This window comes from Mycobacterium rhizamassiliense (genome assembly GCF_900157375.1).
Taxonomy (GTDB): domain Bacteria; phylum Actinomycetota; class Actinomycetes; order Mycobacteriales; family Mycobacteriaceae; genus Mycobacterium; species Mycobacterium rhizamassiliense.
Genome location: NZ_LT721901.1, coordinates 4,774,772 through 4,801,524 on the forward strand (window position 1 = coordinate 4,774,772; position 26,753 = coordinate 4,801,524).

Genomic DNA, 26,753 nt, shown 5'->3' on the forward strand with positions numbered 1-26,753 from the left:
AGCCCCACCACACGTCGGCGCTTCGATTCGGTGTGTCGGTCGGTGGCCTGGGAGGCTGGATGACTTGGAGGTGTTGGGGGCTTTGATGGACACCCACGATTTAGCGGAATCGCGCTCGTCAAGTGTCGGAGGAATCCTCGCCTGGCTCGGCGGTGGGCACTGGGGCGAACTGCGGGAACGGCACGAACGGTCCAGCCACGCGGTTGCCGGCGTGATCGTACTGCTGGGCGCAGTGCTCGCCTGGCTGGTCGGCACCACGGCGGTGAGCCAGTCGGCGCGCTGGCCGCTGCTGGCCGTCACCCCGGTGACGCTGGTGTTGGGTCTGCTGGTCGGCGCGGTGACCCGCGGCATCGCCGGCGGCTCCGACCGGGGCCGGCCGGGCACCGCCGGACGTGCGGCCGTCGCGGTCGCGGTCGGAGTGATCGTCGGAGAACTCGCCGCGCTCGTCGTGTTCTCCGGGGCGATCGACCGTCGCCTCGACGAACGGGCCCTGCGCGCCGCAGACACGGCACCCGCCGTCGCGCAGGCTTCAGAATCCCTGCAGCAGACGCGCGTCGCGCGTGCCGGCCTGGACGCCGCGGTGGAACAGGCCCGGGCGAATCAGGACAAGGCGTTGATCGTCGCGCGCTGCGAATACAACCCCACCCCGGATTGCCCGCAGACCCGCATCACCGGCGTACCCGGCACCGGACCCGAAACACGAACGGCCAACGAGCAACTCAGCGACGCGCAGCGCGAGTTGGCCAATGCGCTCGCCGGCCGGGATAGGCAGGCACCCGCGTTGGACGTCGCGATCTCTCGCCAAGAGCAGCAGGTCGCCGACGCGCGGCGGGGCGCGCTCACGGGCGCCGGCGCGGGCCTCGGCACGCGTTGGATGGTCATGAACGACGTCACGCTCGCCGGCGGTGGCGCGTTGGCCCTGCGGCTGCTGACCATCGCGCTTTTCGTGTTCGTCTACCTGCTGCCCCTGATCCTGCGTCGGTGGCGGGGCGAGACGACGCACGATCGCGACGCGACGGCCCGCGCGGAACGCGAACGGGCCGACGTCGATGCGGAGACCGCGATCGCAGTCAAACGGGCCGAGATCCGCCGCGAGGCCGAAATCCTATGGGCCGAGCACCAACTCACCCAGGCCCGGATGGCCATCGAGGCGCAGGCCGAAATCGACCGTGAGCAGCAGCGCCGCCGGGTCGCCGCGGCCCTCGAGGCTCCGGCGGAAACGACGTCTCGCCGCGTATTCGAGCCGGCCGGGGACGGCATCTTCTTGCCGATTGCCGCCGAGGCCGAGGCGGCCAGCCGCGCGATCACGCAAATGCCCAGCGGCGCAACCGATGCGACTGCGCAGCCGCCGCGCCCCACGCAGAACCTGCCGGCGCCGGTTGAGCCGCGCGGCGAGGTCGAGCCGCACCAGGAGCCCGCCGCCCCGCTGATCCCGTCGATTCCGGACGTCACCAGGGCTGCGGCGCGCTGGATCCGGCCGTTCGTGCCACCGGTGCTCGGGCGGATGATCGACACCACCACAGCGCCGTTGCGGTCGGCGCGTCAGGTCTTCGAAGAGGTTGAGGAGATCACTTTTTCGCTGAGGCGCAGCCGCAGGGTCACGGTCGACTCCGAGACTTCGGAGACCCAGGAACGGCCCCGGCATCAAACCGCGCCGGCCGAACCCGAGGACAGGTCGCAGCGGGCCCATCGCCGGGTGAGCGGCCACCGGCAACACCCGCCGGTTCCCTTGTCCGCCGCGGAGATCGACGGGCTGTCCCTCACCGAGGGCGACGTCACGCTCGAGTTGATCGAGCGCGACGGGCCGCGCGAACTGCGCTCATCGCAGGGCCCGCGGCAGCTGCCGCCCGGCAAATAGCCCCCGGGTTCTACTCGTCGCCGAAGGCCGCATGGAGCTCGGGCAAAAAGCCGGCCAGGTGGTTCATCTCCTGGGCGCAGTGCACCAGCAGATTGCGGGCGCTGGTCTCGGCGTTGCCGAGAATCCGTGCCGCGATGGGCCGCACCGCCCGCGACGCCACGCCGGGCGCCTTGCGCACCGAGATGTAGGGTCCGCCCATCCAGAACCGTGACCGCATCTCGGCACCGGCCTGGGTCGACCGCACGTGGTGGATGAACCAGCCGACGTCCACCGGGGCATCGCTGGCGCCCAGCCGGGCGCAGATGGCGACCGCGCCGTCGCCGTCGGGCGGGCATCCCATGTCGGCCGGGGCGACGAATTGGATTGCGCCATTGAGCTTTGACGAGCCGATGTACTCGCTGATCAACGACCAGCGCCCGATATACCGCTGGGCGCCCTCGCGGCGCGCGTCTCCATCTTTCGAGCCGTCCTTCCATGCGGCGGACAGGTGTGCGCGCGGATGCCACAGCTTGTACCGGCGGGTGTCGCAACCGTGCCAACCGAACCACCACGACCACATCGCCGGGGTGACGCCAGGCATGTCGGTGCGCACCGACACCTGATAGCTGCCGTCGTCCAGGACGCCGTAGCCGTTCTCGGTCTGCTGATACCCCTCGTCGGCGACGCTGCCCGCCTCGTCGAACGCCAGCAGTGCCATCCCGCCTTGCGGGCCGTGTTCCAGCGCCTCGACGACATGTGCTGGCAGCGCGGCCATTTCGGGCTTGAAGAACTTGCCGAACGGCGTGTTGGCGTCGTCGCCGCGATACCCGAGGTAAAGATCGTCGGCCATCAGAGTCGCCCCATCCAGCTGTTGAACAACCCGTCGGGGTCATACTCGGCCCGGGTCTTGTCGAGCCGAACCATCGCGTCGTCGCTGGCGAACCGCGCCGGGCGCTGGCCGAGATTCTCGTCGGCCAGCTGAATCCCGGTGGCCAGGTGCGACATTGCGGCCATGTTGGACCGCGCCCAGTCGCCATACTTGCCGTCGTCCGCTTCGTTCTTCCACGCGCCGTACAGCGCGAGGTATACCTCGTCTTCGATGCTGTAGGCCATATCCGGGCGCTGCGGCGACGGCCCCCAGTTCAGCCACAGAAAGTGCGACGGGTGGTCGGGAATCGTGTCGATGATGTTGTGGATGCCGGGCAGCAGGTCGTCAGCGGATGCCGACGTCCACATGTTGTCGGCCGCGTAGCGGTAGTCGGCGAGGTAATTGCTCATCACGGCCGTGTACCAGGTGGGCATATCCGTTGGCATGTAAGGAATGTTGACCAACGCCTTGTCGACCACCGGGACGGTGCCGAAGATCTTGAGGACTTCCTCGGCCTCCTTTTCCGAGTCGGCGAAGGCCGGCGAGGCGAAGGTGATGGCCGGAGTTTCCAGGTTCATGCTCGGCACGCTTCTGCTCGCGACGATCTGCATCTCCACGCGGCGGTCTACCTCGGCGCTGACGTTGCGGGCCCAGGTGTAGATCTCGTCGGCCAGTTCGATCGGATAGACGTACACGGCGGTGCCGCACGCGGCCGGGCGCGGGTACAGCTTGAGGTGGAAAGAGGTGACGACGGCGAAGAATCCTGGCCCGGCGCCCCGGGCGGCCCAGTAGAGATCCGGGTGATTGTCCGCGTCGCAGTAGATTTGCTCGCCGTCGGCGGTGACGACGTCGAGCCCGATGACGTTCTCGCACGCCAGGCCCCAGACGCGGCTGTTCCAGCCGTATCCGCCCTGCAGCAGGTAGCCGCCAAGGCAGACGCCCTTGCAGTGCCCGGCCGGAAAGAACAGGTTCTGGGCTTCCAGCTCCCCCATCAGGATGCTGCCGCCCTTGCCGGGGCCGACTCTCGCGGTGCCCTTTTCGGCGTCGATCTCCGCGTGGTCGATGCGGCTGACGTCCAGCAGCAAGGCGTCGTCGCGCAGGTGGTTGGCCGCCCAGCTGTGGCCGCCCGAGCGGATGTTGACTTTGCGGCCGTTGGCTTTGGCGTATCGCAGGGACTTGACGATGTCGTCCACCTCGGTCGCCTGGACTATGACCTCCGGGTGGCGCGCGGGCACGCGCTGGTTCCATACGGTGCCAGACCGGGCGGCTTCATAGCCGTCGTCGCCGCGGAAGAAGTGTCGTCCTGCAGGTAGCGCACTCATCTAGAGCTCCTATGGTCCGTATTGCGGTTCTTTGCAGTCCGTGATGCGGATCACTATAGTGGCAGGGTGCCGCCTATGGAACCGGAACAGCAAACCAATCGCGACGAAGGCATCCAGGTGCTGCGCCGCGCCGCCGCCGCGCTCGATGAGATCGCCGCCGAGCCGGGGCAGCTGCGCCTCGTCGACCTCGGCGAGCGGCTCGGGCTGGCCAAGTCGACCGCTCGCCGCCTGCTCGTCGGCCTGGTCGAAGTCGGGCTGGCCAGCTCCGACTCGAGCGGCCGCTTCTCGCTCGGCGAGCGGCTGCTGGGCTTCGGCAGCGCGGCCGGTCCGCATATCTCGGCGCTCTTTCGGCCGACGATCGAGCGGGTGTCGCGCGTTACCGAGGGCGAAACCGTCGATCTGTCGATCCTGCGCGGCCAGCGAATGTGGTTCGTCGACCAGATCGAGTCGTCGTATCGCCTCCGGGCGGTCTCTGCCGTCGGTGTCCGCTTCCCGCTGGAGGTGACGGCCAACGGGAAGGCGGCGCTGGCGGCCCTCGACGACGCTGAGGTCGACAGCATCATCGCCAGGTTCAGCCCCGAGGTCGCCGACGGGCTGCGCGCTGAGGTGGCCGAAATACGGCACACGGGAATCGCTTTTGACCGCGGGGAACACACCGCCGGAATATCGGCCGCCGCCATCGCGCGCCGCGCGGTGGGCGACAACGTGGTCGCCATCTCGGTGCCGGCGCCGACCGACCGCTTCCTGGAGAAGGAACAGCGCATCGTCGAAGCATTGCGTACCGCGGCCGATTCGCCGGCGTGGAACCGTTGAGCGGACGTGAAATCGGCGTGAAGATTCGCTGACGCGCCTGGCCGCGCTACCTGATCAGCGTGATGCCGTGATCAACCGCGCTCTCCGGCGGTGCCGGCTCACTCTTCCGGTGCCGCCGCGCGCGCCGTGACTTCCCGGGCCACTGCAAATCAAGCGGGAAAACACCGCGCTCACACGGGTTTTGGCTCACATCGGACTGAAAATGATTGGCAACGGCCAAGGCACCCCCCGGAACCTCGGCCGCGCCAAGTCCATCATCACCACTCAACAGGTGGCCATCTCCGGTCGCCCGAACAATTGGCCCCATTCGTACCGCGCCGCAGACTGAGCCTCGGAGAAGCTGGACGTCTTCTCGCCCTCGCCCGCCAGGTGCACCAGCGCCCATGCCATGGCGAATACCGGAACTCTGTGTCGCAGTGCGGCGGTGTGCAATTCGTCGAGAGCCGCGTCCGAGCGGCACCGGCGAAGCCCGATAAGAATCCCCCGCGCGGTGTCGAGGATGCGGCCAGACCCGGGACCGCACGAAGTCTGCGCGGGAACCCAGTTCGCCTTCATACTCTCCATACCTCCTGTACGCGTAGCCAAATCCGCTACCCCACATAGCGGATAAGAATCATTGCGACTAACCACAACTCGCCGCGTTGATTCTCAAAGGCGTACTGTGACATGATTTGTGGATTCGGGCCGATGTGCCATACCGCCGCGTGATTCGATACGCGGTTGTGACCGTGCCGAGATCGGTTCGCGCGGTAAAGAAATCGCAAACCGTGGCACACTTATCGCCCGAAAACTCGCCTCACAGGATGGCGTTGAGGTCCTTGGCCTTGGCGATATCGTCCCAGTCCACGCCGAGTTCGAGCAGGATCTCCTCGGTGTGCTGCCCATGTTCGGGGGCACGCGCTGGGGCCGGTGGCGTCTCATCGAATTGCACGGGCGCCGCGACGATCCGGTATTCCTCGCCGTAATCGTCGACGTTTGTCACGACATACCCGTTGGGGCCCACCTGCGGATCGTTGAGCGTCTCCCGCGGCGTTGCCAGGGCGCCCCAGACGCCCGGTTCGTCGGCCAGCACCTCCCGCCAGTGTGCGAGGTCATGGGCGGCGAAGGCGTTGGCCACGATCTCGGTGGCCGCCGCCGCGTTGGCGATCAGGTTGCTCGACGGCACGAACCGCTCGTCGGTGGCCAGTTCGCCCAAACCCATTCGCGCACAGAAGCCGGCCCAGAACTTGTCCGGCTGCAGGAACACCAACTGGATCCACCGGCCGTCTTTCGTCTTGTACCGGTTCACCAGCGGGTTGATCGCCAAGCCGGGCGGTGCGCCCGGGATGCCGTCGATATCGAAGAAATCGGCGGCTGAGATAGACGGCGCGATGGACCACATCGCCTGCGCCAGCAGCGACGAGTCCACGATGGTCGATTCGCCGGTGCGTTCCCGGTGAAACAACGCCGCGCACACGCCCCCGGCCAGCGTCGCGCCGCCCTGCAGGTCGCCGAACCCGGGGCCCTGGACGGCGGGCGTCTCGGTGCCGAAGGGGGTCAGCGTGTAAGCGACCCCGCCCCGCGCCAAATACGTAGCGGCATCGAAGCCGCCGCGATCGCGATCGGGACCGCGCACCCCCAAGCCGGTGCCGCGGGCGATGATGATCTTCGGGTTGAACGCGCGGATGTCCTCGACGGTCAGCCTCGCCCGCTGCAGCGCCCCGGGCAGCCAGTTGGTCAGAAACACGTCCGCGCTGGCCAACAGGCGGCCGAACAGTGCGCGACCCGCGTCGGATTTCACGTCGATCGCGATGCTGCGCTTGCCGCGGTTGCCCAACTCGAGGATGAAGTCGGCGTCCGGGCGGGCCGCGGCGCGGGTGAAGCCACCGACGACCAGCGCGCGCCCCGGATCACCGGCAGCCACGCCCTCCACCTTGATGACGTCGGCGCCCCAATCCGACAACGCCGCACCCGCGGACGGGACATAAGTCCACGACGCCAACTCGATGATCCGGACTCCGCTGAGCACGCCTGACATGGAGAAATCCCCTCGGTCCGCTTTCTTGCTATTTTAACGATTTTAGTTACTGTAAGGGATATTGGCAGCCCGGCTGGCAGTTGTTCGTCCAAGAGATGCGATGGAGCCGACCCTTGGCAGATTCCGATCCCCGGTGCGTCGACGGTGCGGCCGAACTTCGTGCCCAGACGGCGCCGGTAGCGAACGGAGTTGGGATCCAACGCGGATCGTCGGAATAGACACCGAGGCGAAGGGCGGGCGATGGGCAGGGTAACGGGCAAGGTGGCCGTCGTCAGCGGCGCCGCGCGGGGTCAGGGGCGGTCGCACGCACGGATGCTGGCGGCCGAAGGCGCGGACATCATCGCGGTGGACCTGTGCGAGGACATCGAGACCAACGAGTACCCGCTGGCCCGGCCCGAAGACCTCGACGAGACGGCCCGATTGGTCGAGAAGGAAGGGCAACGCGCGTTCACGGCGATCGCCGACGTGCGCGACCGGGCGGCCCTGTCGACCGCGATCGACCAGGGCGTCGCCGAGTTCGGGCATCTGGATGTCGTGATCGCCAATGCCGGCATCTGCCCGCTCACCGCGGGCCTGCCCCCGCAGGCGTTTGCGGACGCGGTGGACGTGGACCTGCTCGGGGTGCTCAACCTCGTCCACGCCAGCCTCAAGCATCTGCAGTCCGGAGCGTCCATCATCGTGATCGGTTCCAACGCGGCATTCATGTCGTCGATGAACACCGGCGGGATCGACGGCGGTCCAGGCGGAGCCGGCTACGCCTTCGCGAAACTGGCTGCCGCGCATTACGTCAACGACTTCGCCCTGGCGCTCGCCAAGTTCTCCATCCGGATGAACGCGGTGCACCCGACGAATGTCAACACCGACATGCTGCACAGCGCGCCGATGTACCGGGCTTTCCGGCCCGACCTGACGAACCCGACTCGCGAGGACGCCGAGCCGATTTTCCCGTTCGTCCAGGCGATGCCGATCCCCTACGTCGAACCTGAGGACATCAGCGAGGCCGTGCTCTTCCTCGCCTCGGACGCCGCCCGCTACATCACCGGGCAGCAGTTGCGCGTCGACGGTGGCGGCTTCCTCAAGGTCAAGCCCTGGTCGGGCGCGTAGCCGATGGCATCGTCAATCCGGCTGCGGTGCAACGGGACTGGAACGATTCGATGACCGAGGACCATCCCGAGGACGTGCAGCGCCGGCTCTACGAGCTGATGGTTCTGATGAAGGCGGCCGACGACCGGCTGTCCAAGGGCATCGGCACCGGCGAATTCATGTGCGTGTACTGGCCGTCGCGCGGTCAGGAGGCGATCGCGGCCGCGATGGGCACCGCGCTGCGACCCGACGACCAGTTGGTGACGACCTATCGGGGGCTGCACGACCTCATCGGCAAAGGGGTCCCCCTCGAGGAGATCTACGGCGAGATGATGGGCCGCACTGTCGGCGCCGCCCGGGGCAAGGGCGGCACCATGCACATCGCCAAACCCGAGGTGGGCGTGATGCTTTCGACGGGCATCGTCGGTGCCGGACCACCCGTGGCCGTGGGGCTGGCGATGGCCGCCAAGCGCAACGGGCTGGACCGCGTCACGGTCGTCAGTTTCGGCGACGGCGCCACCAACACCGGCTCGTTCCACGAGGCGGCCAACATGGCGGCGCTGTGGGATCTGCCGATGGTGTTCGTCTGCCAGAACAACCTCTACGCCGAGATGACGCCGACCGGCGACACCATGAAGCTGGAACGCGTCGCCGACCGGGCGGCCGGATACGGCATGCCCGGCATCCGCGTCGACGGCAACGACCCGATGGTCGTGAAGTCCGCGCTCGACGACGCGCTGCGGCAGGCGCGCGCCGGCGGGGGCCCGACGTTCATCGAGTGCGTCACCTTCCGCTTCCGCGGCCACTACTTCGGTGACCGGATGCCCTACATACCCAAGGACCAATTGACCGCGGCGCTGGCGGCCGATCCGGTGCCACGGTTCCGCAACCGACTGGTCAACACCGGCCTCTGCACCCAGGACGAGCTCGACGACATCGAACAAGGTGCCCTCCAGGCCGTGGAAGCGGCGCTGCAGACGGTGATGAGCGCCGACGCCCCGTCGGCCGAGGAGCTCGACCGCGACGTGTACGCGACCCCGATCAGGTTCCCGGTCTAAGGAGCCGCCGATGGACGAAGCAGAGATGACGATGCGCGAGGCGCTCAACCTCGCGCTGGATCAGGCGATGCAGGCCGACGACCGCGTCTTCCTGCTCGGCGAGGACATCGCCGATCCCGGTGCCTCCGGTCCCACCGCGGGGCTGTCGACGAAGTACGGGCACGACCGCGTCCTGGACACGCCGATCTCGGAGGCCGCGATCGTCGGTGCGGCGATAGGCGCGGCGATCGACGGGCTGTTACCGGTCGCCGAGATCATGATCATGGACTTCATCGGCATCGCGGCCGACCAGCTGATCAACAACGCCGCCAAGCTCCGCTTCATGACCGCCGGGCGCACGACGGCGCCCATCACGATCCGGACCCAGGTGTATGCCGGGCTGGCCACCGGGGCCACGCACTCGCAGAGCCTGGAGGCGTGGTTCATGCACATCCCGGGGATGAAGGTGATCGTGCCGTCCACCCCGCGCGACGGCAAAGGCCTGCTTACCGCGGCGATCTTCGACGAGGACCCGTGCCTGTTCGTCGAAACCATCCGCCTGCAGAGCAAGAAAGGGCCCGTTCCGGTCGACGCGGGGTTCTCTATTCCGTTGGGGCAGGCCGACATCAAGCGCCCCGGCACCGACGTGAGCGTGATCGGCTACGGACGCGCCGTGCACGACGCGCTCGCGGCGGCGCAGACCTTGGCCGAGCAGGGCGTCAGCGCTGAGGTCGTCGATCTGCGGACCCTGGTGCCGCTCGACGTCGACACCATCGTCGAATCGGCCCGCCGCACCAGGCGGGCCGTGATCGTGCACGACGCGGTGCAATTCGCCGGGCCGGGAGCCGAGATTGCTGCGATCCTGCAGGCCGAGTTGTTCGGCGAACTCGCCGCGCCCATCGAGCGGGTGGGCGCGAGGTTCGTCCCCAGCCCCGCCGCCGCGGCGCTCGAGGCGCAGGTCTACCCGTCGCCGGCACGCATCGTCGAAGCGGCGTTGAAGACTCTCGACAGGGCGAAAACTCGTGGCTGATTTCGTGATTCGCATTCCGCGGGTATCGGTGGCCGTCGCCGAGGCGGAACTCACCGACCTGCTCGTCGATGCCGGCGAGCACGTCGAAGCGGGCACACCGATCTACGTCATCGCCACCGAGAAGGTGGAACAGGAAATCGAAGCCGGAGCATCGGGCACCGTGCAATGGACCGGCCAGGTCGGGACGACCTACGACATCGGCGCCGAAATCGGCGTCATCACGTCATAAGGAAAGGCAAAGCATATGGACCTCAACGAGACTCGCGAACGCATCATCTACTCCAAGGATGGTCCGATCGCGAAGATCACCCTCAACTGGCCGGAGAAGGCCAACGCGCAGGACCAGAAGCTGGCCGAGGAAGTCGATGCCGCGCTGTTGGACGCCGACCGTGACTACGACATCAAAGTGCTGGTGCTCAAAGCCAACGGCAAGGGCTTCTGCTCGGGACACGCCATCGGCAACAACGCCGTCGACTACCCGTCTTTCGTCGAGAACGCGATGGTGACCGGCCATCCCTGGAAGGCGCAGTCGGATCTGTTCGTCAAGCCGACGCTGAACCTGTGGGAGTTCTCCAAGCCGACGATCGCACAGGTCCACGGCTACTGCGTGGGTGGCGGGACGCACATGGGGTTGACCACCGATATCGTCATCGCCGCCGACGACGCCTACTTCTCCTACCCGCCCCTGCAGGGCTTCGGCATGCCCTCCGGTGAATGTTCCATCGAGCCTTGGGTGTTCATGAACTGGCGCCGTGCGGCCTACTACCTGTTCACCGCCGAGGTGATCGACGCAAAGAAGGCGCTGGAGGTCGGCCTGGTCAACGAGGTGGTCAAGCGGGAGGACCTGGATGCCCGGGTGGACGCGATCGCCCGGCACATCGCCCAGGCGCCGCTGACGACGCTGATGCTCACCAAGGCCAACCTGAAGCGAGCGTGGGAGCTGATGGGCATGCGGGTGCACTGGCAGAGCTCCAACGATCTCGTCGCGCTCGCCTCGATCAGCAAGGATGTGCAGCAGCTGATTCAGACGGTGTTCAAGGACAAGGTGCTGCCGTCCGAACACGCCCGGCGACAGGCAGCGGCGGCCGCCCAAACCGACGGCGCCGCAGCGACTTAGGCCCGCGGGTGAACATCGCCGAGCATGCGATCAGTGCCGCCGACTCGCCGGCACTGATCTCGCCGGACGGCGGCGTCGTCTCGTTCGGCGCGCTCTTCGCCGGCAGCCAATGGGTCGCCGCGCTGCTGCACGGCGCGGGGCTGCGCCGCGGCGACGGCGTGGCGCTGATCCTGCCGAATCGGCCGGAGTTCTTCGAAATCACCTGGGGCTGCCAGCTTTCCGGCCTCTACTACAGCGCGATCAACACCCACTTCACCCCGGAGGAAGTCGCCTACGTCATCGACGACAGCGACGCGAAGGCCGTGTTCGTCGATGCGTCGATGGCCGACCTCGCCGAACATCTCCGCTGGGCCAACCCCGAAGTGAACGCCTACTTCGCGGTCGGGGGCGAGCTGCCCGGCTGGCGATGTTACGAGGATGCCCTGGCGGCGGCGGGCGATGCGCCGCCATTGGCGGACGGGTCCGAGATGCTCTACTCGTCGGGCACGACCGGGCGGCCCAAGGCCGTTCGACGGCCGCTGCCAGCCGACGGCAACGGGTCGTGGGCGCAGTCCGTGCTGGAGATGGCCCTGACGCACCGCTACGAGATGACCCCGGACAGCGTGTACCTGTCCCCCGCGCCGCTGTATCACGCCGCCGGCGTGAACTACACGATGGCGGTCAACCGGGTGGGCGCCGTGTCGATCATGACGGGAAAGTTCGACGCCGAGACCGTGCTGCGGCTGATCGAGACCCACCGGGTCACCCACGCCCAGTTCGTGCCCACGATGTTCGTGCGGATGCTCAAGCTGCCCCAGGCGACGCGGGAAAAATACGACGTGTCGAGTCTGCGGTACGTGATCCATGCGGCCGCACCGTGCCCGGTGGACGTCAAGCAGCGCATGATGGAATGGTTCGGGCCGATCATCCACGAATATTACGGCGGTACAGAGGGATTCGCGGGTACGACGATCGGGCCACAGGAGTGGCTCGCCCATCCCGGCTCGGTAGGCGTGCCAATGGCAGGCGTGCACGTGGTCGGCGAGGACGGCGAGGAGCTTCCCGTCGGGCAGCCCGGAGAGCTCTACTTCGAAGGTGGACCCGACTTCGAATACTTCAAGGATCCCGCCAAGACGGCATCGGTCTACAACGAGCGCGGCTGGCGCTCGCTGGGCGACATGGGGTACGTGGACGAGGACGGCTACCTGTACCTGACCGACCGGTCGTCGTTCATGATCGTGTCCGGCGGGGTGAACATCTACCCCCAGGAGGCGGAGAACCTCCTGGTGATGCACCCCAAACTGGTTGACGCGGCGGTCTTCGGCGTGCCCAACGACGAGTTCGGCCAGGAGGTCAAGGCCGTCGTGCAACCGCTCCCGGGTGTCGCGGCCGGACCCGACCTCGAGGCCGAGCTCATCAAGTACTGCCGGGCGCACCTGGCCGGCTACAAGTGTCCGCGCACCGTCGAATTCGACCCGGAGTTACCCCGGGATCCGAACGGAAAGCTTTACAAGAGGCGCATTCGCGAGCGCTACTGGCAAGGGCGGGCTTCGCGGATCGTATGAACGAGGGACTGACATGGTAGCCACAGACGTGAACTGGACTCCGCTTCCGGTGCCGTGGGCGGTGCAGGCCGCCGATCGGATTCCGAAGCAGCGCTATTACGACGCGGACTTCTATGCGCTGGAGGCCGAGATGCTCTGGCCGCGCGTGTGGCAGATGGCGTGCCGCCTCGAGGAAATCCCCAAGCCGGGCGACTACGTCGAGTACGAAATCCTTGACGACTCCATCATCGTGGTCCGGCTGGATGCCGAAAACGTACGCGCCTATCACAATTCCTGCCGCCATCGCGGCGTAAAGCTGGTGGAAGGCAACGGGAACCGGCGCACCTTCGTGTGCCCGTTCCACGGATGGTGCTGGGGCATCGACGGACGAAACACGTTCGTGCTGCGGCCCGAGGAGTTCGACGAGCACAACCTGAACCCCGACGATCTTCGCCTCGTCTCGGTGCGATGCGAACTCTGGGGTGGCTGCGCATGGATCAACCTCGACGACGATGCACCGCCGTTGCGCGACTGCTTCGAGCCGTTCGCCTCGATCTACGACGCATGGAAAGTGGAGTCGCTGCGGGTGGAGTGGTGGCAGTCGTGCCGGCTGCCGGTGAACTGGAAGCTGGCGACGGCGGCCTTCATGGAGGGCTACCACGTGCCGCAGACCCATCCCCAGCTGCTGCCGTCCAGCATGCCCAAGTCGTCCTCGAAGCCGCCGGGCTTCGCGCAGACCAACCTGTACTTCATGCGCACGCTCGGCGAGGGCATGGCAGGCATGACGCACGAGAACGACGTTCGCATCGCCGAAGGCCTGCAGGACATCGAGTTACCGTCGGATCCGGCACAGGCGATGGCCATCTGGCGCAGCACCCTCAACGACGCCATCGTGCACTGGCATCGGGCCCGGGGCTGTGACATCCCGGACCTCAACGACCTGGCGCGGCGCGGCATCACCGAGGCGATCAATTTCTGCTTTCCGCATTACTTCGTGCTGCCGCAATACAGCAGCGCCTCGTCCTACCGGATCCGGCCGCTGGGCCCGGAGGAAACGCTCTTCGAGATCTGGTCGCTCACCCGCATTCCGCCGGACCAGGTCACGCCCAAGCCCACCCCACCCGTGCACCCCCGCTGGCCGCCGATCCCCGCCCAGGACTTCTCCAATCTGCCCAAGCAACAAAAAGGCCTGCACTCCAAGGGGTTTGAATACATGAGGTTGTCCAGCCGAATCGAGGGACTGATCTCGAACTTCGAACGCGTCATCGACGGCTTCCTGGCCGGACTGCCCTACGACACGCTGGTGCCCGCCATCCAGAAGACCAACTCCACCATCGACGTGCCGATGGTGGATCTCGGCTTCAACGCGCCCGTCGGCAGGGCGGCACGATGAGCACGCAGTGGGACCACTCCGTGGACCTGCTCATCGCGGGCAGCGGCGGCGGCGGTATGGCCGCGGCGCTGGCGGCGCTCGATTCCGGTATCGAGCCGCTGGTGATCGAAAAGCAGCCTCTGGTGGGCGGTTCCACCGGGCTCTCCGGCGGCATGGTGTGGCTGCCGAACAACCCGCTGATGCGCGCCGACGGCATCCCGGATTCGCACGAGGATGGCCTGGCGTACTTCGATGACGTCGTTGGCGACATCGGGGCCGCCTCGTCACCGGCGCGCCGCGAGACGTTCCTGACCGCGGGCTACGAGATGGTGAACTTCCTGACCCGCAAGGGCGTTCGGTTCGTGCGCTGCCCCGGCTGGAGCGACTACTACCCGAATCACAAGGGCGGCAACGAGGCCGGGCGTGCGATCGAATGCGTCCCGTACGACGCCGCGGCGCTGGGGGCCTGGCGAGACAAGGTGCAGCCGTCCATGGCCAAGAGCTACGGCGGGTTCGTGCTCAAGACCAACGAGCTGCGCTCGGTGCAATACTTCAACCGGTCCCCGCGCGCCTTCGCGGTGGCGATGGGGGTGTTCGCGCGGACCAGGGCGGCCCGGCTGCGCCGTCGCGAGATCCTCACCAACGGTGCCTCACTCATCGGGCAGATGCTGAAGGCGCTGATCGATCTTCGCGGCGAGCCACCGATTTGGACCGACGCGGCCATGGCGGACCTGATCGTCGAGGACGGCCGTGTCGTGGGGGCGCGCGTCGCCCGCGACGGAGCCTTGCTGAACGTGCAGGCGCGCAGGGGCGTGCTGCTGGCGGCGGGTGGCTTCAGCCGCAACGCCGACATGCGCCGGCGCTACAGCGGCGACCAGCCCAACGAGGGGCGCTGGTCGATCGCCAACGCCGGCGACACCGGCGAAGTGCTGGAGACCGCGATGCGGCTGGGCGCGAAGACGGACCTGTTGGACGAGGCATGGTGGCTGCCATCGATTTTCATCGCCGACGGCGGTGACGCCGCCAGGGCGCTGGGCAGCGGCCGACAGCGGCCCGGGGCGATCTACGTCGACGGCGCAGGCAAGAGGTTCTGCAACGAGTCGAACTCCTACGTAGAGGTCGGCAAGGCGATGTACGCCAACAAGGCGGTGCCCTGCTGGATGGTCTTCGACGAGGGCTACATCGGCCGCTACGTCTCGGGAGCCAATCCGTTCAAGAAGCGCAGCCTGCCCGAGGAGTTGATCGAAAAGGGCGCGGTGATGCGCGGCGAGACGATCGCCGAACTGGCCCGCCGGATCGACGTCCCCGCCGATGCGCTCGAGGAGACGGTCAAGCGCTTCAACGGGTTTGCGGTCAAGGGACTCGACCCCGACTTCGGCCGCGGCCAGTCGGCCTACAACGATTGCCTTGGCGATCCCGGGTATCGCCCGAACGCCGCGCTCGGTCCGCTGGAACGGCCGCCGTACTACGCCACCCGGGTGCTGCCCGCCGATGTCGGAACGTGCGGGGGCGTGGTCACCAACGAGCACGCGCAGGTCCTCGACGAGGACGACTGTGTGATCGACGGGCTGTACGCCACGGGCAACATCACGGCTACGGTGATGGGCCGGAACTATCTGGGCGCGGGCGGAAGCATCGCCTACACAATGGTGTTCGGTTATGTCGCGGCGCGCCACGCCGCCGGCCGGCGGATTGCCGGCGAGCGGAGCCGCTAGGCCTCAGGGCTTTCCCGTCACGTTGGCGGTAGATCGGGCTTGTCGACGAATTCCTTTGGCTTCATGCCGGATTGCTTGAGTTCGTCTCGTCGCGCCTGGACGTCGGATGCCGCGCCGACCATGTTGGTCAGGATGTGGCTGACCTGCAGATGCACCCGCATCCCCATCAATTCCCAGGCGCGCTTCACGTTGTTCTTCACCGCCATCAGCGTGGTCAACGGGATCTGCGCGATCTTGCGCGCCATCTCTTCGACGGTGTCCTCGAGGTCGTCGCGCGGCACCACCTTGTTCAGCAGGCCCCAGTCGAGGGCCTGCTGCGCCGACAGCGTCGGCGCCAGCAGGAGCCAGTCCATGGTGCGATGCCAGTTCATCAGCAGCCACGGCTCGATCATCGTGTGGCCGCCTGGTTCACCGAGGCTCTGGGCAAGCGGCATCTGGAAATACGCATCCTCGGAGGCCACACAGAAGTCGGTGAGCAAGCCCAGGTAGATTCCGCCGCCCATGCAGTAGCCGTGAATCTGCGAAATCGTCGGCTTGGGGAATTCCCACAGATACAGCGTCGGCCACAAGAACAGGTCCGCGGTGCCCTTGTAAAGGTCCTCGAAGGTGTTTCCGAAATCGGGATAAGGGTTTTCGTCCGGGCCCCAGCGTGCCACGTGGCCCCCGCAGAAGCCCTTGCCGTTCGCCTTGAGGATGACGACCTTGATCTCGCTGTCGCGGTCGGCCTCGTGCAGGCAATTGTCGACCTCGGTGACGAGCACCGCGTCCTTGGTGTTGGCCTTGTCGACCCGGTTGAGAATGATCCGCGCTATCGGCGGCTCGCGTTCATAGATGACCGCTTCGAGCTCGCGCCGCTCCATCTTCGGGACATTACCCTCCCGCTCACCCATCTAGCGGTTGCGTGAACGCGGTGTGAGGAGTGAGCTGTATTGGGACGCGCACTGACGACGGACGGGGCCTAGATGACGACTCCTTTGGACCGGGCACAGCAGCTGGACCTGGTGGCCCGCCTCAAGTCCTCTTATCCGGAACTTCCGGAGGCGCCCACACCCGATCTCATCGATCACGACCGATTCGCCGCCTACACCAAGACCCCGCACGACGTCGGGGGCGAGCCGGACTCCCCGATCGAATACGAGAACAAGCAGTACGAGATCTGGGAAGAGAACACCTACATCATGTGTGAGGTGCTCGGCTGGCGCGGCATCTGGCTGTCGGAGGAACGACGGCGGATGGGCAATGTGGACCTCGGCCGCGCGATCTATCTTGGTCTCCCCTATTACGTGCGGTGGTTGCTGGCCGTGGTGCGCGTCCTGGTCGAAAAGCACCACATCGGGTCGAGCGAGTTGGCCGAGCGCATGACCGAAGTGAAGGCGCGATACGAAGGCGGCCTGCAAGGTAAACCCTTGGAGGCCAAGCCAAAATTCGAAGGCGACCCGGCCAAGGTCACCCGCAACGAACATCACCTCCGCGCCGTCGGCAAAGGGGATCCGCAAATTTTCGCCGGACAGGCCGGTGAACCGAAGTTCCGGGTCGGCGACAAGGTCGTCGTTAAAGACCTGCCGATCCTGCTCTACACCCGCACCCAGGAATACGTGCGGGGGGCGCAGGGTGAGATCGCGGTCGTTACCTACGAAAGCCCCGCCGCCGAGGACGAGAGCTGGGCCGGCCCCGACCAAAAACCCGAGTGGTTCTACATCGTTCGGTTCAACCTCGCGCAGCTGTGGCATGGCTACACCGGTCCCGGTAATGACTCGCTGCAAACCGAGATACCCGAGCGCTGGCTCGAGGCAGCCGCCTACTCCGAGGGGACGTCCGCATGACCGATCACGATCATGATCACGCTCGCACCGCCGCGCCGATGGTGGACGAGATCACCGACTTCGAGGTCCTCGAGATCGCCCTTCGCGAATTGTGCATCGAGAAAGGCATTTTCACCGCCGAGGAACACCGCCGGATGACCGAGTACGCCGAACAGATCGGGCCTACCCCGGCGGCCCACCTGGTGGCCCGGGCCTGGCTCGACCCCGACTTCAAGGCGCTGGTCAGTTCCGATCCGCTTGCCGCCAGCAAGGAAGTCGGCGTCGACTGGCTGCACCCCACCGGATTCGGCACGCCGAGCGACTTCACCGCCTTCCACGTTCTGGTGGACACGCCCACCCTGCACCACGTGATCGTCTGCACGCTCTGCTCGTGCTACCCGCGTCCGATTCTGGGCAATTCACCCGAGTGGTACCGCACCCCGAACTTCCGTCGCCGCATCGTGCGCTGGCCGCGCCAGGTGCTTGCCGAGTTCGGCCTCTACCTACCCGAGGATGTCGAGATCCGAGTCGAGGACTCCAATCAGAAGCACCGCTTCATGGTGATGCCGGTACGTCCCGAGGGCACCGACGGATGGAACGAGGATCAGCTGGTCGAAATCATCACCCGCGACTGTCTGATCGGGGTCGCGCTCCCGAAGGCCGGGGTGACGACCAACGCGATCACCCAGACCCGGCCGGCGATACATCCGGTCGGCGTGTGACGCCGGGAGCTGAGCAGGTGAGCACTACCGACGCGCCGCAGTCGCCCGACGCTGCCGCGATCGCACCGTTGGCGAAAATCGTTGAGCGCAACCAGGTGTGGGGCCGCATGGCGGCCAAATATGGGGTGGAAAATCCCGTGCCGCCGTGGCAAACCAGCCTCGAGGGTATCTGTGATGCGCTCGACCAAAGCGCTTGTGGCCCAGCGGCACTCGACTTTGCCGACCGGCGCGATGACGAGGACGCGTTGTCGGCGACCCTGTATTCCGAGCTGCCGTACCCGGAGAATCGGCTGGTTGCGTTGGCGCACTCGCTCGTGGCGCGCGGTGTGATCGACGAGGCCGAGCTTGCCGAGCGGCTGGCGGCAGTACGGGCCAGGCTGGAAGCCTGAACCGCCCCGGCGACGCACATCACACGCCGCTTTCTCGGTGGTGTGCACCGGGTGCGCTATGCTGACAGCAACGTTGGCCTCAAAGCCTGATGTCAACGACGTCGTGGAACGCTTCTTCATCCCACCTGGTGCCGCCCCCGAATTGGGGCTTAACCACCACGTTTAGATGATTCGTGCACCCGCACTAGCTTGTCTCGCGGCGATCGATTTTGCCCTCCGGCAATCTCGCCAACTTGTGCTGAGAACCGCGCGCGACAACCACGTTGCCGGTCCGGCATGACCGATGCCTGAAAGGCACCGAAAAGTGACTACCGACAAAACCTTTGCCGATCTCGGCGTGCAACGAGCAATCGTCAGCGCGCTCGCGAAGCGCGGCATCGAACATCCATTTCCGATTCAGGTCGAGACCCTCCCCGACACCCTCACGGGCAAAGACGTGCTGGGCCGCGGGAAGACGGGCAGCGGTAAGACGCTTGCCTTCTCGATCCCACTTGTCAGCCGGCTCTCCGATGGAAACCGGCGCCCCTCGCGCCCTTCGGGTTTGGTGCTCGCGCCGACTCGTGAGCTGGCGAGTCAGATCACGGCGACGCTGGAGCCGCTGGCAGCCGCCTGCGGTCTGCGCGTCACGACGATCTTCGGCGGCGTTTCGCAATCTCGTCAGGTCAGCGCCCTCAAGTCAGGAGTCGACATCGTGGTGGCCTGCCCGGGCCGGCTCGAGGATCTGATGAAGCAGCGGCTGATCACCCTCGAGGCGGTCGAGATCACGGTGATCGACGAAGCCGATCACATGGCCGATCTCGGCTTTCTGCCCGGCGTCACCCGAATCCTGGCCGCGACGCCCAATGGCGGCCAACGGATGCTGTTTTCGGCGACCCTGGACAACGGCGTCGACAAGCTCGTCAAGCGGTTCCTCCGCGACGAGGTGTCGCACTCCGTCGATGGTGCCGACTCCCCGGTAGCCGAGATGACGCATCACGTGTTCCATGTCGCGAACGCGGAGGCCAAGAAGGAGCTTGTGCACCACCTCGCTTCCGGCACCGGGCGCCGAATTCTGTTCATGCGCACCAAGCATCAAGCGCGCAAGCTCGCCAGACAGCTCACCGAATCGGGGGTGCCGTCAGTCGACCTGCACGGCAACCTGTCTCAGCCCGCCCGCGAGCGCAACCTTGCGATGTTTGCCTCGGGGGGCGCCCGGGTGCTCGTGGCCACCGATATCGCCGCGCGCGGCGTGCATGTCGACGAGGTCGAACTCGTCGTGCACATCGATCCGCCCGCCGAGCACAAGTCCTATTTGCATCGCTCCGGGCGCACGGCGCGGGCGGGAAGCGCCGGTGACGTCGTCACCGTCGTCCTCCCGGAGCAGCGCCACGACACCCAGGCGTTGATGCGCAAGGCCGGCATCAAGGTCGCTCCGCAGCAGGTGACCGCGACATCGGAGGCGGTGCAAGCCCTCGTCGGTGAGGTCGCGCCCTACCAGGCGCCCGCACCCGCCGAAAGCCCGTCACGCCCGCAACAGCAGCCTCGACGGCACGCCGGCGGCCAACAGCGTCGCCGAAGCGGTGGCCGCCCGCCCAAGAAGGCGAACGCCGCCGCCCCCGAGCCGTCGATAACGCACCGTTCCGCGACACCTACCCGGCGCCTGGATCGTCGCCGCTCGAACCGCCCGCAGGGCAGCGCGAGGTAGTCGTCCGGAGCCGGTCAGCCGCGCGCCAGCAGCCAGGCCAGCCCGTCCCCTTCGTCGGCCGCAATCACGTCCAGCCCGGCGAAGGCGGCGGTCAGCTCGCCGGCCACGGCGCGGAAGGGGCCCGGACTGGCGCCGACCTCGCTCAGCGCGGCGATCGCCAGCAGCCCGCCCGGCGCCAAGCGGTCGATGATGGCGCCATCGAGGCGCCCATCCCGAAACTTGTGGCACAGGATGACGTCGACGGGAGGGCCGTCCGGGAGCCCTTGGTCGAGATCGGCGACGTCGAAGCGGCAGCTGTCCGCAATCCCGCTGCGCCGCACCAGATCTCGGGCCTGGTCGATGGCCGTGGCGGAGACGTCCACTCCCCACACGTCCAGTCCGCGCCGGGCCAGCCACACCGAGCCGAGTCCCTGGCCGCACGCCAGATCAAGGGCGCGTCCGGTGGAGGGAAACACGTCTGCATGGGCGGCGAAGGCGCCGGGCGGCGCAATCGCTTCGACCGGTGCCGCTCCCCTGTCGGCGTACCGTTCATCCCAGCGGCGGCGGTCGGTTCCGGTCACCAGGCCACCTTAGGAACTGCGAGCCACCCGCGCACGTCCTTTTTGGACAGCTGTCTGCTCGAAGCGGCCGGCAGCCGGGGCGGCGCGCCAAATCGGCCGGCACACGGCTGTCACGGTCGCAACAAGACCTGGTCAGGTCGTGTTCTCTTGGCGGTGGTGACTTACCTTCCTACACTGGACGAGTGTCTAGAGAAGTGACTTCTCCGACGGGGCCGGCCAGCGCCGCCGGCGGCACCCGCCGCTCGGATCGCCGGCCGGCGCAGACCATCCGCAAGGTCCTCGACGCCGGCCTGGAGGAGCTACGCGAATCGTCCTACGCGAACCTGACAATGCGCGCGGTCGCTAGTCGCGCGGGAGTGTCACCGGCCAGCGCGTACACCTATTTTCCGTCGAAGAGCACTCTGGTTGCCGCGGTGTATCTGCGCTTCTTGCGCGCGCTGCCCCTGCACACCGACGTCAACGACCCCACTACGGCGCGGGTGAGCGCGACCCTGCGGGACATGGCGGTCGCCGTCGCCGACGAACCGGAGTTGTCGGTGGCGTGCGGGACCGCGCTGATGGCCGACGACCCGGCCGTTCAGCCACTGCGCGAGCAGATCGGCGAGGAAGTGGCCCGGCGGATCGGTGCCGCGCTGGGGCCGGGCTGGCCTCGCCCGGTCAGGTCCACGCTGCAGATGATGTTCGCCGGCGCGTTGATGACGGCCCGGTTCGTCCGATACGAGGAGATCGCCGGTCGGCTCGACGAGGCGGTCAACCTGATCCTGGCCGCCCCGGCCAGCTGAAAGAGCTTGCCCTGCAGGGCGATTAGTGAGACCGCTAGACCGCTGGCGAGAGCGTCCGGGACCGCCGGCCCGCGCGCAGGAACTGCCCGAACCGCTGCTTGCCCAGCGTCGGTGCGGCCTGGCCCCCGCCGAACACGAGCTGACCGGCCACGAACACGCTGGTGACAGTGTCGTCATTGCGGTTGACCATGCGCGACAGCCCGCCGTAGGACTCGACCGGGTGCTCGGCGTAGGCGTCGAGGGACTCGTCGAGCTTGTTCGGGTCGATGACGACGATGTCGGCGCGATCGCCTTCGCGCAGGGTGCCCGCGTCGATGTCGTACCAGGCGCCGAGCTCTCCAGTGAGCCGGTGCACGGCCCGTTCGATCGACAGGAACGGCGCGCCCCGCTTCTCGGCGTCGTGCACGTGGCGCAGCAACCGCAGACCGGAGTTGTAGAACGCCATGTTGCGCAGGTGCGCGCCGGCGTCGGAGAAGCCCATCTGCACGCATTCGCTCTGCGCCAGCTTCTTGAGCAGGTCGGGCCGGTGGTTGGAGATCGTGGTGCGCCAGCGCAGCGCCTCGCCGTGCTCGAGCACCAGGTCGAGGAACGCGTCGACGGGATGCAGGCCGCCGCGGTCCAGACCCACCTGCCCGAACGACTTGCCCACTACGGATTCGTCGGGGCACGCCACGATGTCGGCGTCGAAGAAGTCGCGGTGCCACACCCGCGGGCCGTATTTCTGGTCGTAGTCCTTGCGGAACTGGCGCCGGTATTCCTCGTCGCGCATCAGCTCGTTGCGGGCCAGCTCGTCCTGCAGGTGCAGGGCCGCCGCGCCGGAGCCGAATTCCTCGAAGATCACCAGCGAGATTCCGTCGGCGTAGACCTCGAACGGCACCGGCAGATGCTGCCAGCGGAAGTCGCCGCCGAGCCGGTTGACGACCCGCCCGAGCGCGTTCATCAGGTAGATGACCGGCGGCAGGGACTTGACGTCGGCGGCCGACAGCAGACTGGTCTTCAGCCGGCGACGCCCCACCCCGAGCGAGGTGGCCAGCTGGGAGACGATCGAGAAGGGGTTCTTGATGTCGGGGCCGGACTGCAGGATCTTGTTGCGCCGCCGCAGGATCGCGTTCAGCCGGCGCAGCTCGCGTGGCTTTGCGTAGGTGGACGGCAGGGTCCGTGACCGGCAGACCTCGCCGTCGAGCTTGTCGAACAGCAGCTGCTGTGAGGACAGACCGACAAAGCCCTCGTCGAGGGCCTCGGAAAGCATCGACTCCATCCGCGCGAGTTCCGGCGCCGACGGGCGGACGTCCTTGCGGGTCGCGCGGTCCAGCCCCATCGTTGCGGCCCGCATGTCGGAGTGCCCGATGAAGGCGGCGATGTTGGGCCCCAGGTTCAGTTGCTCGAGAGCCGCCACGTACTCCTTGGGGCTGTTCCACGAGCGGGTTTGCTCGAGCCCCTCGATGACATATTGGCGCGGAATGGCTTCGACCCTGCCGAAGATGTCGCCCGCGTCGACGTTGTCCAAATAGACCGTGGACAGCGAGCAGGAGCCCAGCATCACCGTCGTCACACCGTGCCGAATCGACTCGGAAAGCGCTGGTTCACAAAGGGTTTCGATGTCGTAGTGCGTGTGGATGTCGATGATTCCGGGGATCACCCACTGCCCCGTCGCATCGACGACGTCGGCGCCAGTCGTGTCCAGCGGCCGATCGGAGATGGTCGCGACGCGGCCGTCCCGCACCCCGATATCGCGAACCGCCGACGGCGCTCCCGTTCCGTCGAACCAGCGTCCGTTCATGATCACGGTGTCGTACTGCACGATTCGCGCCTCCTGATTTTGTAGTGATCATACACAATGCGCATAGTGTCTCGCCATGGGTTGACGGAGTGGGCAGCGCCGAATTTCCGCCGCCTGAGCGCGGCAGCAACGATCGTTTAGCTGCGACGATATGATCTAGCCGTGATGACGACCAACTACCCGCTCGCCGCCCACTGACGATGCGCAGTCACGGCTGGGGAGGGAACACGCCCGCCTCCGACGAGGAGGCGATCGAGCGGATCCTGAACGCCGCTGACACCATCATCGGCGAGCGCGGTTCGGCCATGCGGATCGCCGACGTCGCCCGCGCGCTTGGCGTCACCCGGCAAACCGTGTACAGGTACTTCCCCGGAACCCAGGAGCTGTTGCTCGCGAGCGCGATGCGGTCCGCCGACGGGTTCCTCGATCACCTGGCGGCCCACGTCAAGGGCGTCACCGATCCGGTCGTGGCGGTGACGGAGGGATTCGCTTTCGCCGTCGAGCAATTGGCGTCGGACAAGCAGGTCGAGTTGGTGCTCAACCAGCGCCGCGGCGGTCAGGTGGCCTCCATCGTGTCCGATACCGCGCTGGCATTCTGCCGGTCCATGCTGCACCGCTACGACATCGATTGGGAGAAGCACGGTTTCGACGAGGCCGAGCTGGACGAGTTGAACGAATTCACGCTGCGGGTACTGCACTCGTTCCTGGCCGACCCGGGCAGGCCGTCGCGCAGCGGCGACGACCTTCGGCGCTACCTGATCCGCTGGATCGGCCCCGCGATCGCCTATCCGCAAATGATGCGGGCGATGGATGCGCTGCGGGGCCCCGAGCCCCGGGTGCGGCGGCGGTCCTCCGCGGCGTCCTGAATTCGGGCCATCGGCCTAAGGAGGCATAGACGTGGTGGGTCTCGCAACGGTCGCGTTGAACAGCGCACCGATCTTCGGTGGTGCGCTGCTAGCGGTCGCGGCCGGTCAATTCCGGGGCCCGGACTATCGGGGTTTGATTCGGCAGGACATGGAGCTGCTGGAAAAGCTGCCGCCGCAGGACGCCAAAAGGCGGGCCGATCTGCAGCGCACCATCGAAGGCCGCATCGATGACCTGGTCGAGGCAGCCGACCGCGGCCGCGTGCTGCGCCGCGCTGCCCTGTCGTATCGGGGCAACTGGCGAGACGGGGTGCTGGTGCTCTGCGCGGTGCTCTTCACGATCGTCTGGTGGAACGTCAACCACAGCAGGGACAACTGGTTGCCAATGTTCGTGCTGCTGATCCTGCTGTGCATCGTGACCGCCGCCTATGCGTTTCGCGGCATGCTGCGCACCGGCCGCAGCCTGGTTCACCGGCGGCGCGGCGGGCACACCGAGGAGGCCAACTAATGGGAGAGAAACGACCCGGCGCCGTGGGTTCCGTCGACTTCGACGTGGCCGATCGGTTGGCGATCATCAACCTGTTCGGCGCTTACGCCCACACCTATGACGAGAACCGGCTGGATGAGTTCCGCGAACTGTTCACCGAGGCGCCGCAGCTCGGCCTGCTACACGAAGGCGCCGAGCTGACGCAGGACATCGACACGGTGATGAGCCTGCTGGCCGCCAGGAAGGCGAAGTTCGCCTCCGAGAACAACCAACGACGCCACGCCCTGAACTCGTTCTGGTTTTCCAGCCAAAGCGCGAGCGAGGCGACCGGACGCTGTTACGTCCAGGTATTCGCGATCAAGGACGGCGGTCCGCCCACCCCCGACCTGACCGGGTGTTACGAATTCATCGCCGTCAAGCACCAGGGCGTATGGCGGTTGAGCCGGTGGGTGGTGGCAATGGATCAGGCGCAACTAGGCGGATAGCCGAAAGGCATTGGGCCACTGGTTGTTTGGACTACGCCCAGGGCCCGGCCTCGAGGACGTCAAGCGCCGCCTCGACGTTGGGCATGATCGTCGGGCCGTAATGGCTGAGCACCTGGGCGAGCGCGCGGGCGATATGCGGACCGACGGCCGCGGCCGCGAGGACTTCCTCGGCGAGCACGATGCCGTTGACGACGTGGGCGGCGCTCAGGCGGCCGTCAGCGGTGAGTTCGTAGCGCCAGTCGCCGATCTGTATCCGCTCGGGCTGCGAACGAAAGAATCCCCGCCGCGCCGGGGTCAGAATGACGCCCGGGACTCCGCAAAACACCTTGACCACCAGCCCGACTCCCCCGGGCCCCGACAAAGCCGCGCCGATCGCGCGGCTGAGCCGCTCGCCGTCGAAGCCCGTCATCAATCACTCAACGGGAGAACGAACGACGGGGTGATGGTCTGCGGCTCGCTGTGGCGGCGGACGGCCGTGCCCGCCACGTAGAACTCGACGGTGTGATGTCCCCACGCATAATTCGAAATCGCGAAATGCACGCCCACGACGCCGGTTGCGCCGTCGCGCTCGGCCTCGGCCTGCATGCGCGACATCGCCAGCTCCCTGGATTGGTAGCTGCCCTGCGTCCACTGCGGCATCTCCGCGTTGCGCCCCGCCTGCTTCAGCATCGTCATAAACCCTTGCACAGCAACGTGGAACACGCAGTTGCCCATCACGAACGCGACCGGGCTGTATCCGGATCGCAGCAGGGTGGTCAGATCCTGGCCCGACAGGTGGCTGGTGAACGCCTGTCCGTTCGCGCGCCGATACGCTCCCGGCTTTTGGGTGTAGCGCACGGCGGTTCCGACGGCGATGAACTCGAGATGCTCACCCTCGCCTTGATGGCGCCAATCCAGCCGCACGCCGACCACGCCGTCGGCGCCGAGGGAGTCGGCCTCGGCCTGCATCCGCGACATCGCATTCCAGCGGGCGCGATACGTGGCGTCGGTCAGCACCGGCAGCTCGGACTGCTGCTTGATCCCGGTGAACTGATAGCCCACGTGATAGACCGAAACGCCCATCACAAGCTCGATCGGCTCGAATCCGGCCCCGTGCAGCAAGGCGAATTCATTGATCGACAGGTCCGAGGTGAACACCTTCCCGGCATGGGATAGCCGTTCGCTGGCCACCGGGTCAAGCGGGTTCGGTTGCATGTGGGCACCCCTCTGCAGTTCGGAGACAGCCTAGGCCGCAGGACCGCCGAACACAGCACACCGTGCGACATTGCCGACAGGCGGCAAATCTTTGCGGCCCACCGCACGCCATGAGGTCGGGGCGCCGCAGCTACCACCGTCCGCCGATCGGTGGACAGTGCATTCACCCTAGGGATCGTCCAGTCGGTGGATAGACGGAGTGCGTGCCCGGGGGCGAGAGTTGACCCAACCGAGTGAGCTCCGAGCAGCGGGGCCTAGCAACGAGAAGGGT

Annotated in this window: 27 protein-coding genes; 18 read left to right on the plus strand and 9 right to left on the minus strand. The window is 66.9% G+C overall.

Translation table 11 applies throughout. The features are described 5' to 3' along the window. The first annotated feature begins 85 nt into the window (after positions 1–85). The gene (locus MRAB57_RS23025; protein ID WP_077090792.1) at positions 86–1,858 is read left to right on the plus strand and encodes a DUF4407 domain-containing protein; all 1,773 of its coding nucleotides are present in this window, start codon (positions 86–88) and stop codon (positions 1,856–1,858) included. Between the two features lie 10 nt (positions 1,859–1,868). On the opposite strand, the gene MRAB57_RS23030 is transcribed toward MRAB57_RS23025, so the two are convergent. Together MRAB57_RS23030 and MRAB57_RS23035 are read right to left on the minus strand one after the other, a co-directional pair. Further along, the gene (locus MRAB57_RS23030; protein ID WP_077089392.1) at positions 1,869–2,687 is read right to left on the minus strand and encodes a DAPG hydrolase family protein; all 819 of its coding nucleotides are present in this window, start codon (positions 2,685–2,687) and stop codon (positions 1,869–1,871) included. After that, positions 2,687–4,027, minus strand: a complete 1,341-nt coding sequence (locus tag MRAB57_RS23035; RefSeq protein ID WP_077089393.1) for an FAD-binding oxidoreductase — start codon at positions 4,025–4,027, stop codon at positions 2,687–2,689. The genes MRAB57_RS23030 and MRAB57_RS23035 overlap by 1 nt, the downstream gene beginning before the upstream one ends. A gap of 75 nt (positions 4,028–4,102) precedes the next feature. On the opposite strand from MRAB57_RS23035, the gene MRAB57_RS23040 reads away from it, so the two are divergent. Beyond that, on the plus strand, positions 4,103–4,840 hold the full coding sequence (locus tag MRAB57_RS23040; RefSeq protein WP_425436779.1) for an IclR family transcriptional regulator: 738 nt from the start codon (positions 4,103–4,105) through the stop codon (positions 4,838–4,840). A 264-nt stretch (positions 4,841–5,104) separates the two neighbouring features. On the opposite strand, the gene MRAB57_RS23045 is transcribed toward MRAB57_RS23040, so the two are convergent. Then, positions 5,105–5,395, minus strand: a complete 291-nt coding sequence (locus tag MRAB57_RS23045; protein WP_077090793.1) for an ANTAR domain-containing protein — start codon at positions 5,393–5,395, stop codon at positions 5,105–5,107. A gap of 241 nt (positions 5,396–5,636) precedes the next feature. Further along, on the minus strand, positions 5,637–6,857 hold the full coding sequence (locus MRAB57_RS23050; protein WP_077089395.1) for a CaiB/BaiF CoA transferase family protein: 1,221 nt from the start codon (positions 6,855–6,857) through the stop codon (positions 5,637–5,639). Positions 6,858–7,097: 240 nt separating this feature from the next. Here MRAB57_RS23050 and MRAB57_RS23055 point away from each other — a divergent pair, with 240 nt between their 5' ends. The 8 genes from MRAB57_RS23055 to MRAB57_RS23090 are packed head-to-tail and all read left to right on the plus strand — an operon-like array spanning position 7,098 to position 15,734. Next, complete coding sequence (locus MRAB57_RS23055) at positions 7,098–7,961, plus strand: mycofactocin-coupled SDR family oxidoreductase (RefSeq protein ID WP_077089396.1); 864 nt, start codon at positions 7,098–7,100, stop codon at positions 7,959–7,961. A gap of 50 nt (positions 7,962–8,011) precedes the next feature. After that, positions 8,012–8,998 carry a thiamine pyrophosphate-dependent dehydrogenase E1 component subunit alpha gene (locus MRAB57_RS23060; RefSeq protein ID WP_077090794.1) on the plus strand — a complete coding sequence of 329 codons (987 nt, stop codon included), beginning with the start codon at positions 8,012–8,014 and terminating at the stop codon, positions 8,996–8,998. A gap of 10 nt (positions 8,999–9,008) precedes the next feature. Further along, positions 9,009–10,007 (plus strand): alpha-ketoacid dehydrogenase subunit beta, encoded by a 999-nt coding sequence (locus MRAB57_RS23065; RefSeq protein WP_077089397.1) that lies wholly within the window; start codon positions 9,009–9,011, stop codon positions 10,005–10,007. Then, complete coding sequence (locus tag MRAB57_RS23070) at positions 10,000–10,236, plus strand: biotin/lipoyl-containing protein (RefSeq protein WP_077089398.1); 237 nt, start codon at positions 10,000–10,002, stop codon at positions 10,234–10,236. Before MRAB57_RS23065 ends, MRAB57_RS23070 begins: the two co-directional genes overlap by 8 nt. 15 nt (positions 10,237–10,251) lie before the next feature. Further along, positions 10,252–11,124, plus strand: coding sequence for an enoyl-CoA hydratase-related protein (locus MRAB57_RS23075; RefSeq protein ID WP_077089399.1), 873 nt, complete (start codon positions 10,252–10,254; stop codon positions 11,122–11,124). 8 nt (positions 11,125–11,132) lie between these two features. Continuing rightward, the gene (locus MRAB57_RS23080; protein WP_077089400.1) at positions 11,133–12,668 is read left to right on the plus strand and encodes an acyl-CoA synthetase; all 1,536 of its coding nucleotides are present in this window, start codon (positions 11,133–11,135) and stop codon (positions 12,666–12,668) included. Positions 12,669–12,681: 13 nt separating this feature from the next. After that, complete coding sequence (locus MRAB57_RS23085; protein WP_077089401.1) at positions 12,682–14,040, plus strand: aromatic ring-hydroxylating oxygenase subunit alpha; 1,359 nt, start codon at positions 12,682–12,684, stop codon at positions 14,038–14,040. Continuing rightward, positions 14,037–15,734, plus strand: coding sequence for an FAD-binding protein (locus MRAB57_RS23090; protein ID WP_077089402.1), 1,698 nt, complete (start codon positions 14,037–14,039; stop codon positions 15,732–15,734). Before MRAB57_RS23085 ends, MRAB57_RS23090 begins: the two co-directional genes overlap by 4 nt. Positions 15,735–15,751: 17 nt before the next feature. On the opposite strand, the gene MRAB57_RS23095 is transcribed toward MRAB57_RS23090, so the two are convergent. Continuing rightward, positions 15,752–16,594, minus strand: coding sequence for an enoyl-CoA hydratase-related protein (locus MRAB57_RS23095; RefSeq protein ID WP_077089403.1), 843 nt, complete (start codon positions 16,592–16,594; stop codon positions 15,752–15,754). Positions 16,595–16,696: 102 nt separating this feature from the next. On the opposite strand from MRAB57_RS23095, the gene MRAB57_RS23100 reads away from it, so the two are divergent. The 4 genes from MRAB57_RS23100 (at position 16,697) to MRAB57_RS23115 (ending at position 20,331) form a co-directional block, all read left to right on the plus strand. Further along, positions 16,697–17,557 (plus strand): SH3-like domain-containing protein, encoded by an 861-nt coding sequence (locus tag MRAB57_RS23100; protein ID WP_077089404.1) that lies wholly within the window; start codon positions 16,697–16,699, stop codon positions 17,555–17,557. Continuing rightward, a complete protein-coding gene (gene scnC, locus MRAB57_RS23105) occupies positions 17,554–18,258 on the plus strand; it encodes a thiocyanate hydrolase subunit gamma (protein ID WP_077089405.1) in 705 nt (234 codons plus the stop codon). The genes MRAB57_RS23100 and scnC overlap by 4 nt, the downstream gene beginning before the upstream one ends. A 107-nt stretch (positions 18,259–18,365) precedes the next feature. Continuing rightward, positions 18,366–18,647 (plus strand): thiocyanate hydrolase, encoded by a 282-nt coding sequence (locus MRAB57_RS23110; RefSeq protein WP_425436827.1) that lies wholly within the window; start codon positions 18,366–18,368, stop codon positions 18,645–18,647. Positions 18,648–18,951: 304 nt separating this feature from the next. Then, positions 18,952–20,331: a DEAD/DEAH box helicase gene (locus MRAB57_RS23115; protein WP_077089407.1), complete on the plus strand. Its 1,380-nt coding sequence runs from the start codon at positions 18,952–18,954 to the stop codon at positions 20,329–20,331. 14 nt (positions 20,332–20,345) lie between these two features. Here MRAB57_RS23115 and MRAB57_RS23120 read toward each other — a convergent pair whose 3' ends face one another. Next, the gene (locus tag MRAB57_RS23120; RefSeq protein WP_077089408.1) at positions 20,346–20,891 is read right to left on the minus strand and encodes a class I SAM-dependent methyltransferase; all 546 of its coding nucleotides are present in this window, start codon (positions 20,889–20,891) and stop codon (positions 20,346–20,348) included. A 194-nt stretch (positions 20,892–21,085) separates the two neighbouring features. On the opposite strand from MRAB57_RS23120, the gene MRAB57_RS23125 reads away from it, so the two are divergent. Further along, positions 21,086–21,673, plus strand: a complete 588-nt coding sequence (locus MRAB57_RS23125; RefSeq protein WP_245835986.1) for a TetR/AcrR family transcriptional regulator — start codon at positions 21,086–21,088, stop codon at positions 21,671–21,673. Between the two features lie 34 nt (positions 21,674–21,707). On the opposite strand, the gene MRAB57_RS23130 is transcribed toward MRAB57_RS23125, so the two are convergent. After that, the gene (locus MRAB57_RS23130; RefSeq protein WP_077089410.1) at positions 21,708–23,474 is read right to left on the minus strand and encodes an N-acyl-D-amino-acid deacylase family protein; all 1,767 of its coding nucleotides are present in this window, start codon (positions 23,472–23,474) and stop codon (positions 21,708–21,710) included. A 179-nt stretch (positions 23,475–23,653) separates the two neighbouring features. Between MRAB57_RS23130 and MRAB57_RS23135 the strand changes: the two genes are divergently transcribed. Genes MRAB57_RS23135 through MRAB57_RS23145 form a run of 3 tightly spaced genes read left to right on the plus strand, consistent with a single transcriptional unit; the run spans position 23,654 to position 25,288 of the window. Beyond that, positions 23,654–24,319, plus strand: coding sequence for a TetR/AcrR family transcriptional regulator (locus MRAB57_RS23135; protein WP_077089411.1), 666 nt, complete (start codon positions 23,654–23,656; stop codon positions 24,317–24,319). 25 nt (positions 24,320–24,344) lie between these two features. Next, on the plus strand, positions 24,345–24,824 hold the full coding sequence (locus tag MRAB57_RS23140) for a hypothetical protein (protein WP_173814049.1): 480 nt from the start codon (positions 24,345–24,347) through the stop codon (positions 24,822–24,824). Next, positions 24,824–25,288 (plus strand): nuclear transport factor 2 family protein, encoded by a 465-nt coding sequence (locus tag MRAB57_RS23145; protein ID WP_077089413.1) that lies wholly within the window; start codon positions 24,824–24,826, stop codon positions 25,286–25,288. The genes MRAB57_RS23140 and MRAB57_RS23145 overlap by 1 nt, the downstream gene beginning before the upstream one ends. Before the next feature lie 31 nt (positions 25,289–25,319). Here MRAB57_RS23145 and MRAB57_RS23150 read toward each other — a convergent pair whose 3' ends face one another. Beyond that, positions 25,320–25,697: a DUF5073 family protein gene (locus tag MRAB57_RS23150; RefSeq protein WP_077089414.1), complete on the minus strand. Its 378-nt coding sequence runs from the start codon at positions 25,695–25,697 to the stop codon at positions 25,320–25,322. Beyond that, positions 25,697–26,482: a heavy metal-binding domain-containing protein gene (locus MRAB57_RS23155; protein ID WP_077089415.1), complete on the minus strand. Its 786-nt coding sequence runs from the start codon at positions 26,480–26,482 to the stop codon at positions 25,697–25,699. The genes MRAB57_RS23150 and MRAB57_RS23155 overlap by 1 nt, the downstream gene beginning before the upstream one ends. Positions 26,483–26,753: the final 271 nt, after the last annotated feature.

Bases quoted from the DNA above. Each gene is read 5' to 3' on its own strand.
- MRAB57_RS23060 (WP_077090794.1), top strand. From the start codon at position 8,012: ATGACCGAGGACCATCCCGAGGACGTGCAGCGCCGGCTCTACGAGCTG.
- MRAB57_RS23150 (WP_077089414.1), bottom strand. From the start codon at position 25,697: ATGACGGGCTTCGACGGCGAGCGGCTCAGCCGCGCGATCGGCGCGGCT.
- MRAB57_RS23085 (WP_077089401.1), top strand. From the start codon at position 12,682: ATGGTAGCCACAGACGTGAACTGGACTCCGCTTCCGGTGCCGTGGGCG.
- MRAB57_RS23065 (WP_077089397.1), top strand. From the start codon at position 9,009: ATGGACGAAGCAGAGATGACGATGCGCGAGGCGCTCAACCTCGCGCTG.
- MRAB57_RS23055 (WP_077089396.1), top strand. From the start codon at position 7,098: ATGGGCAGGGTAACGGGCAAGGTGGCCGTCGTCAGCGGCGCCGCGCGG.
- MRAB57_RS23110 (WP_425436827.1), top strand. From the start codon at position 18,366: ATGGCGGCCAAATATGGGGTGGAAAATCCCGTGCCGCCGTGGCAAACC.
- MRAB57_RS23030 (WP_077089392.1), bottom strand. From the start codon at position 2,687: ATGGCCGACGATCTTTACCTCGGGTATCGCGGCGACGACGCCAACACG.
- MRAB57_RS23145 (WP_077089413.1), top strand. From the start codon at position 24,824: ATGGGAGAGAAACGACCCGGCGCCGTGGGTTCCGTCGACTTCGACGTG.
- scnC (WP_077089405.1), top strand. From the start codon at position 17,554: ATGACCGATCACGATCATGATCACGCTCGCACCGCCGCGCCGATGGTG.
- MRAB57_RS23155 (WP_077089415.1), bottom strand. From the start codon at position 26,482: ATGCAACCGAACCCGCTTGACCCGGTGGCCAGCGAACGGCTATCCCAT.
- MRAB57_RS23100 (WP_077089404.1), top strand. From the start codon at position 16,697: ATGACGACTCCTTTGGACCGGGCACAGCAGCTGGACCTGGTGGCCCGC.
- MRAB57_RS23045 (WP_077090793.1), bottom strand. From the start codon at position 5,395: ATGAAGGCGAACTGGGTTCCCGCGCAGACTTCGTGCGGTCCCGGGTCT.
- MRAB57_RS23075 (WP_077089399.1), top strand. From the start codon at position 10,252: ATGGACCTCAACGAGACTCGCGAACGCATCATCTACTCCAAGGATGGT.
- MRAB57_RS23135 (WP_077089411.1), top strand. From the start codon at position 23,654: ATGCGCAGTCACGGCTGGGGAGGGAACACGCCCGCCTCCGACGAGGAG.
- MRAB57_RS23090 (WP_077089402.1), top strand. From the start codon at position 14,037: ATGAGCACGCAGTGGGACCACTCCGTGGACCTGCTCATCGCGGGCAGC.
- MRAB57_RS23025 (WP_077090792.1), top strand. From the start codon at position 86: ATGGACACCCACGATTTAGCGGAATCGCGCTCGTCAAGTGTCGGAGGA.
- MRAB57_RS23050 (WP_077089395.1), bottom strand. From the start codon at position 6,857: ATGTCAGGCGTGCTCAGCGGAGTCCGGATCATCGAGTTGGCGTCGTGG.
- MRAB57_RS23040 (WP_425436779.1), top strand. From the start codon at position 4,103: ATGGAACCGGAACAGCAAACCAATCGCGACGAAGGCATCCAGGTGCTG.
- MRAB57_RS23095 (WP_077089403.1), bottom strand. From the start codon at position 16,594: ATGGAGCGGCGCGAGCTCGAAGCGGTCATCTATGAACGCGAGCCGCCG.
- MRAB57_RS23035 (WP_077089393.1), bottom strand. From the start codon at position 4,027: ATGAGTGCGCTACCTGCAGGACGACACTTCTTCCGCGGCGACGACGGC.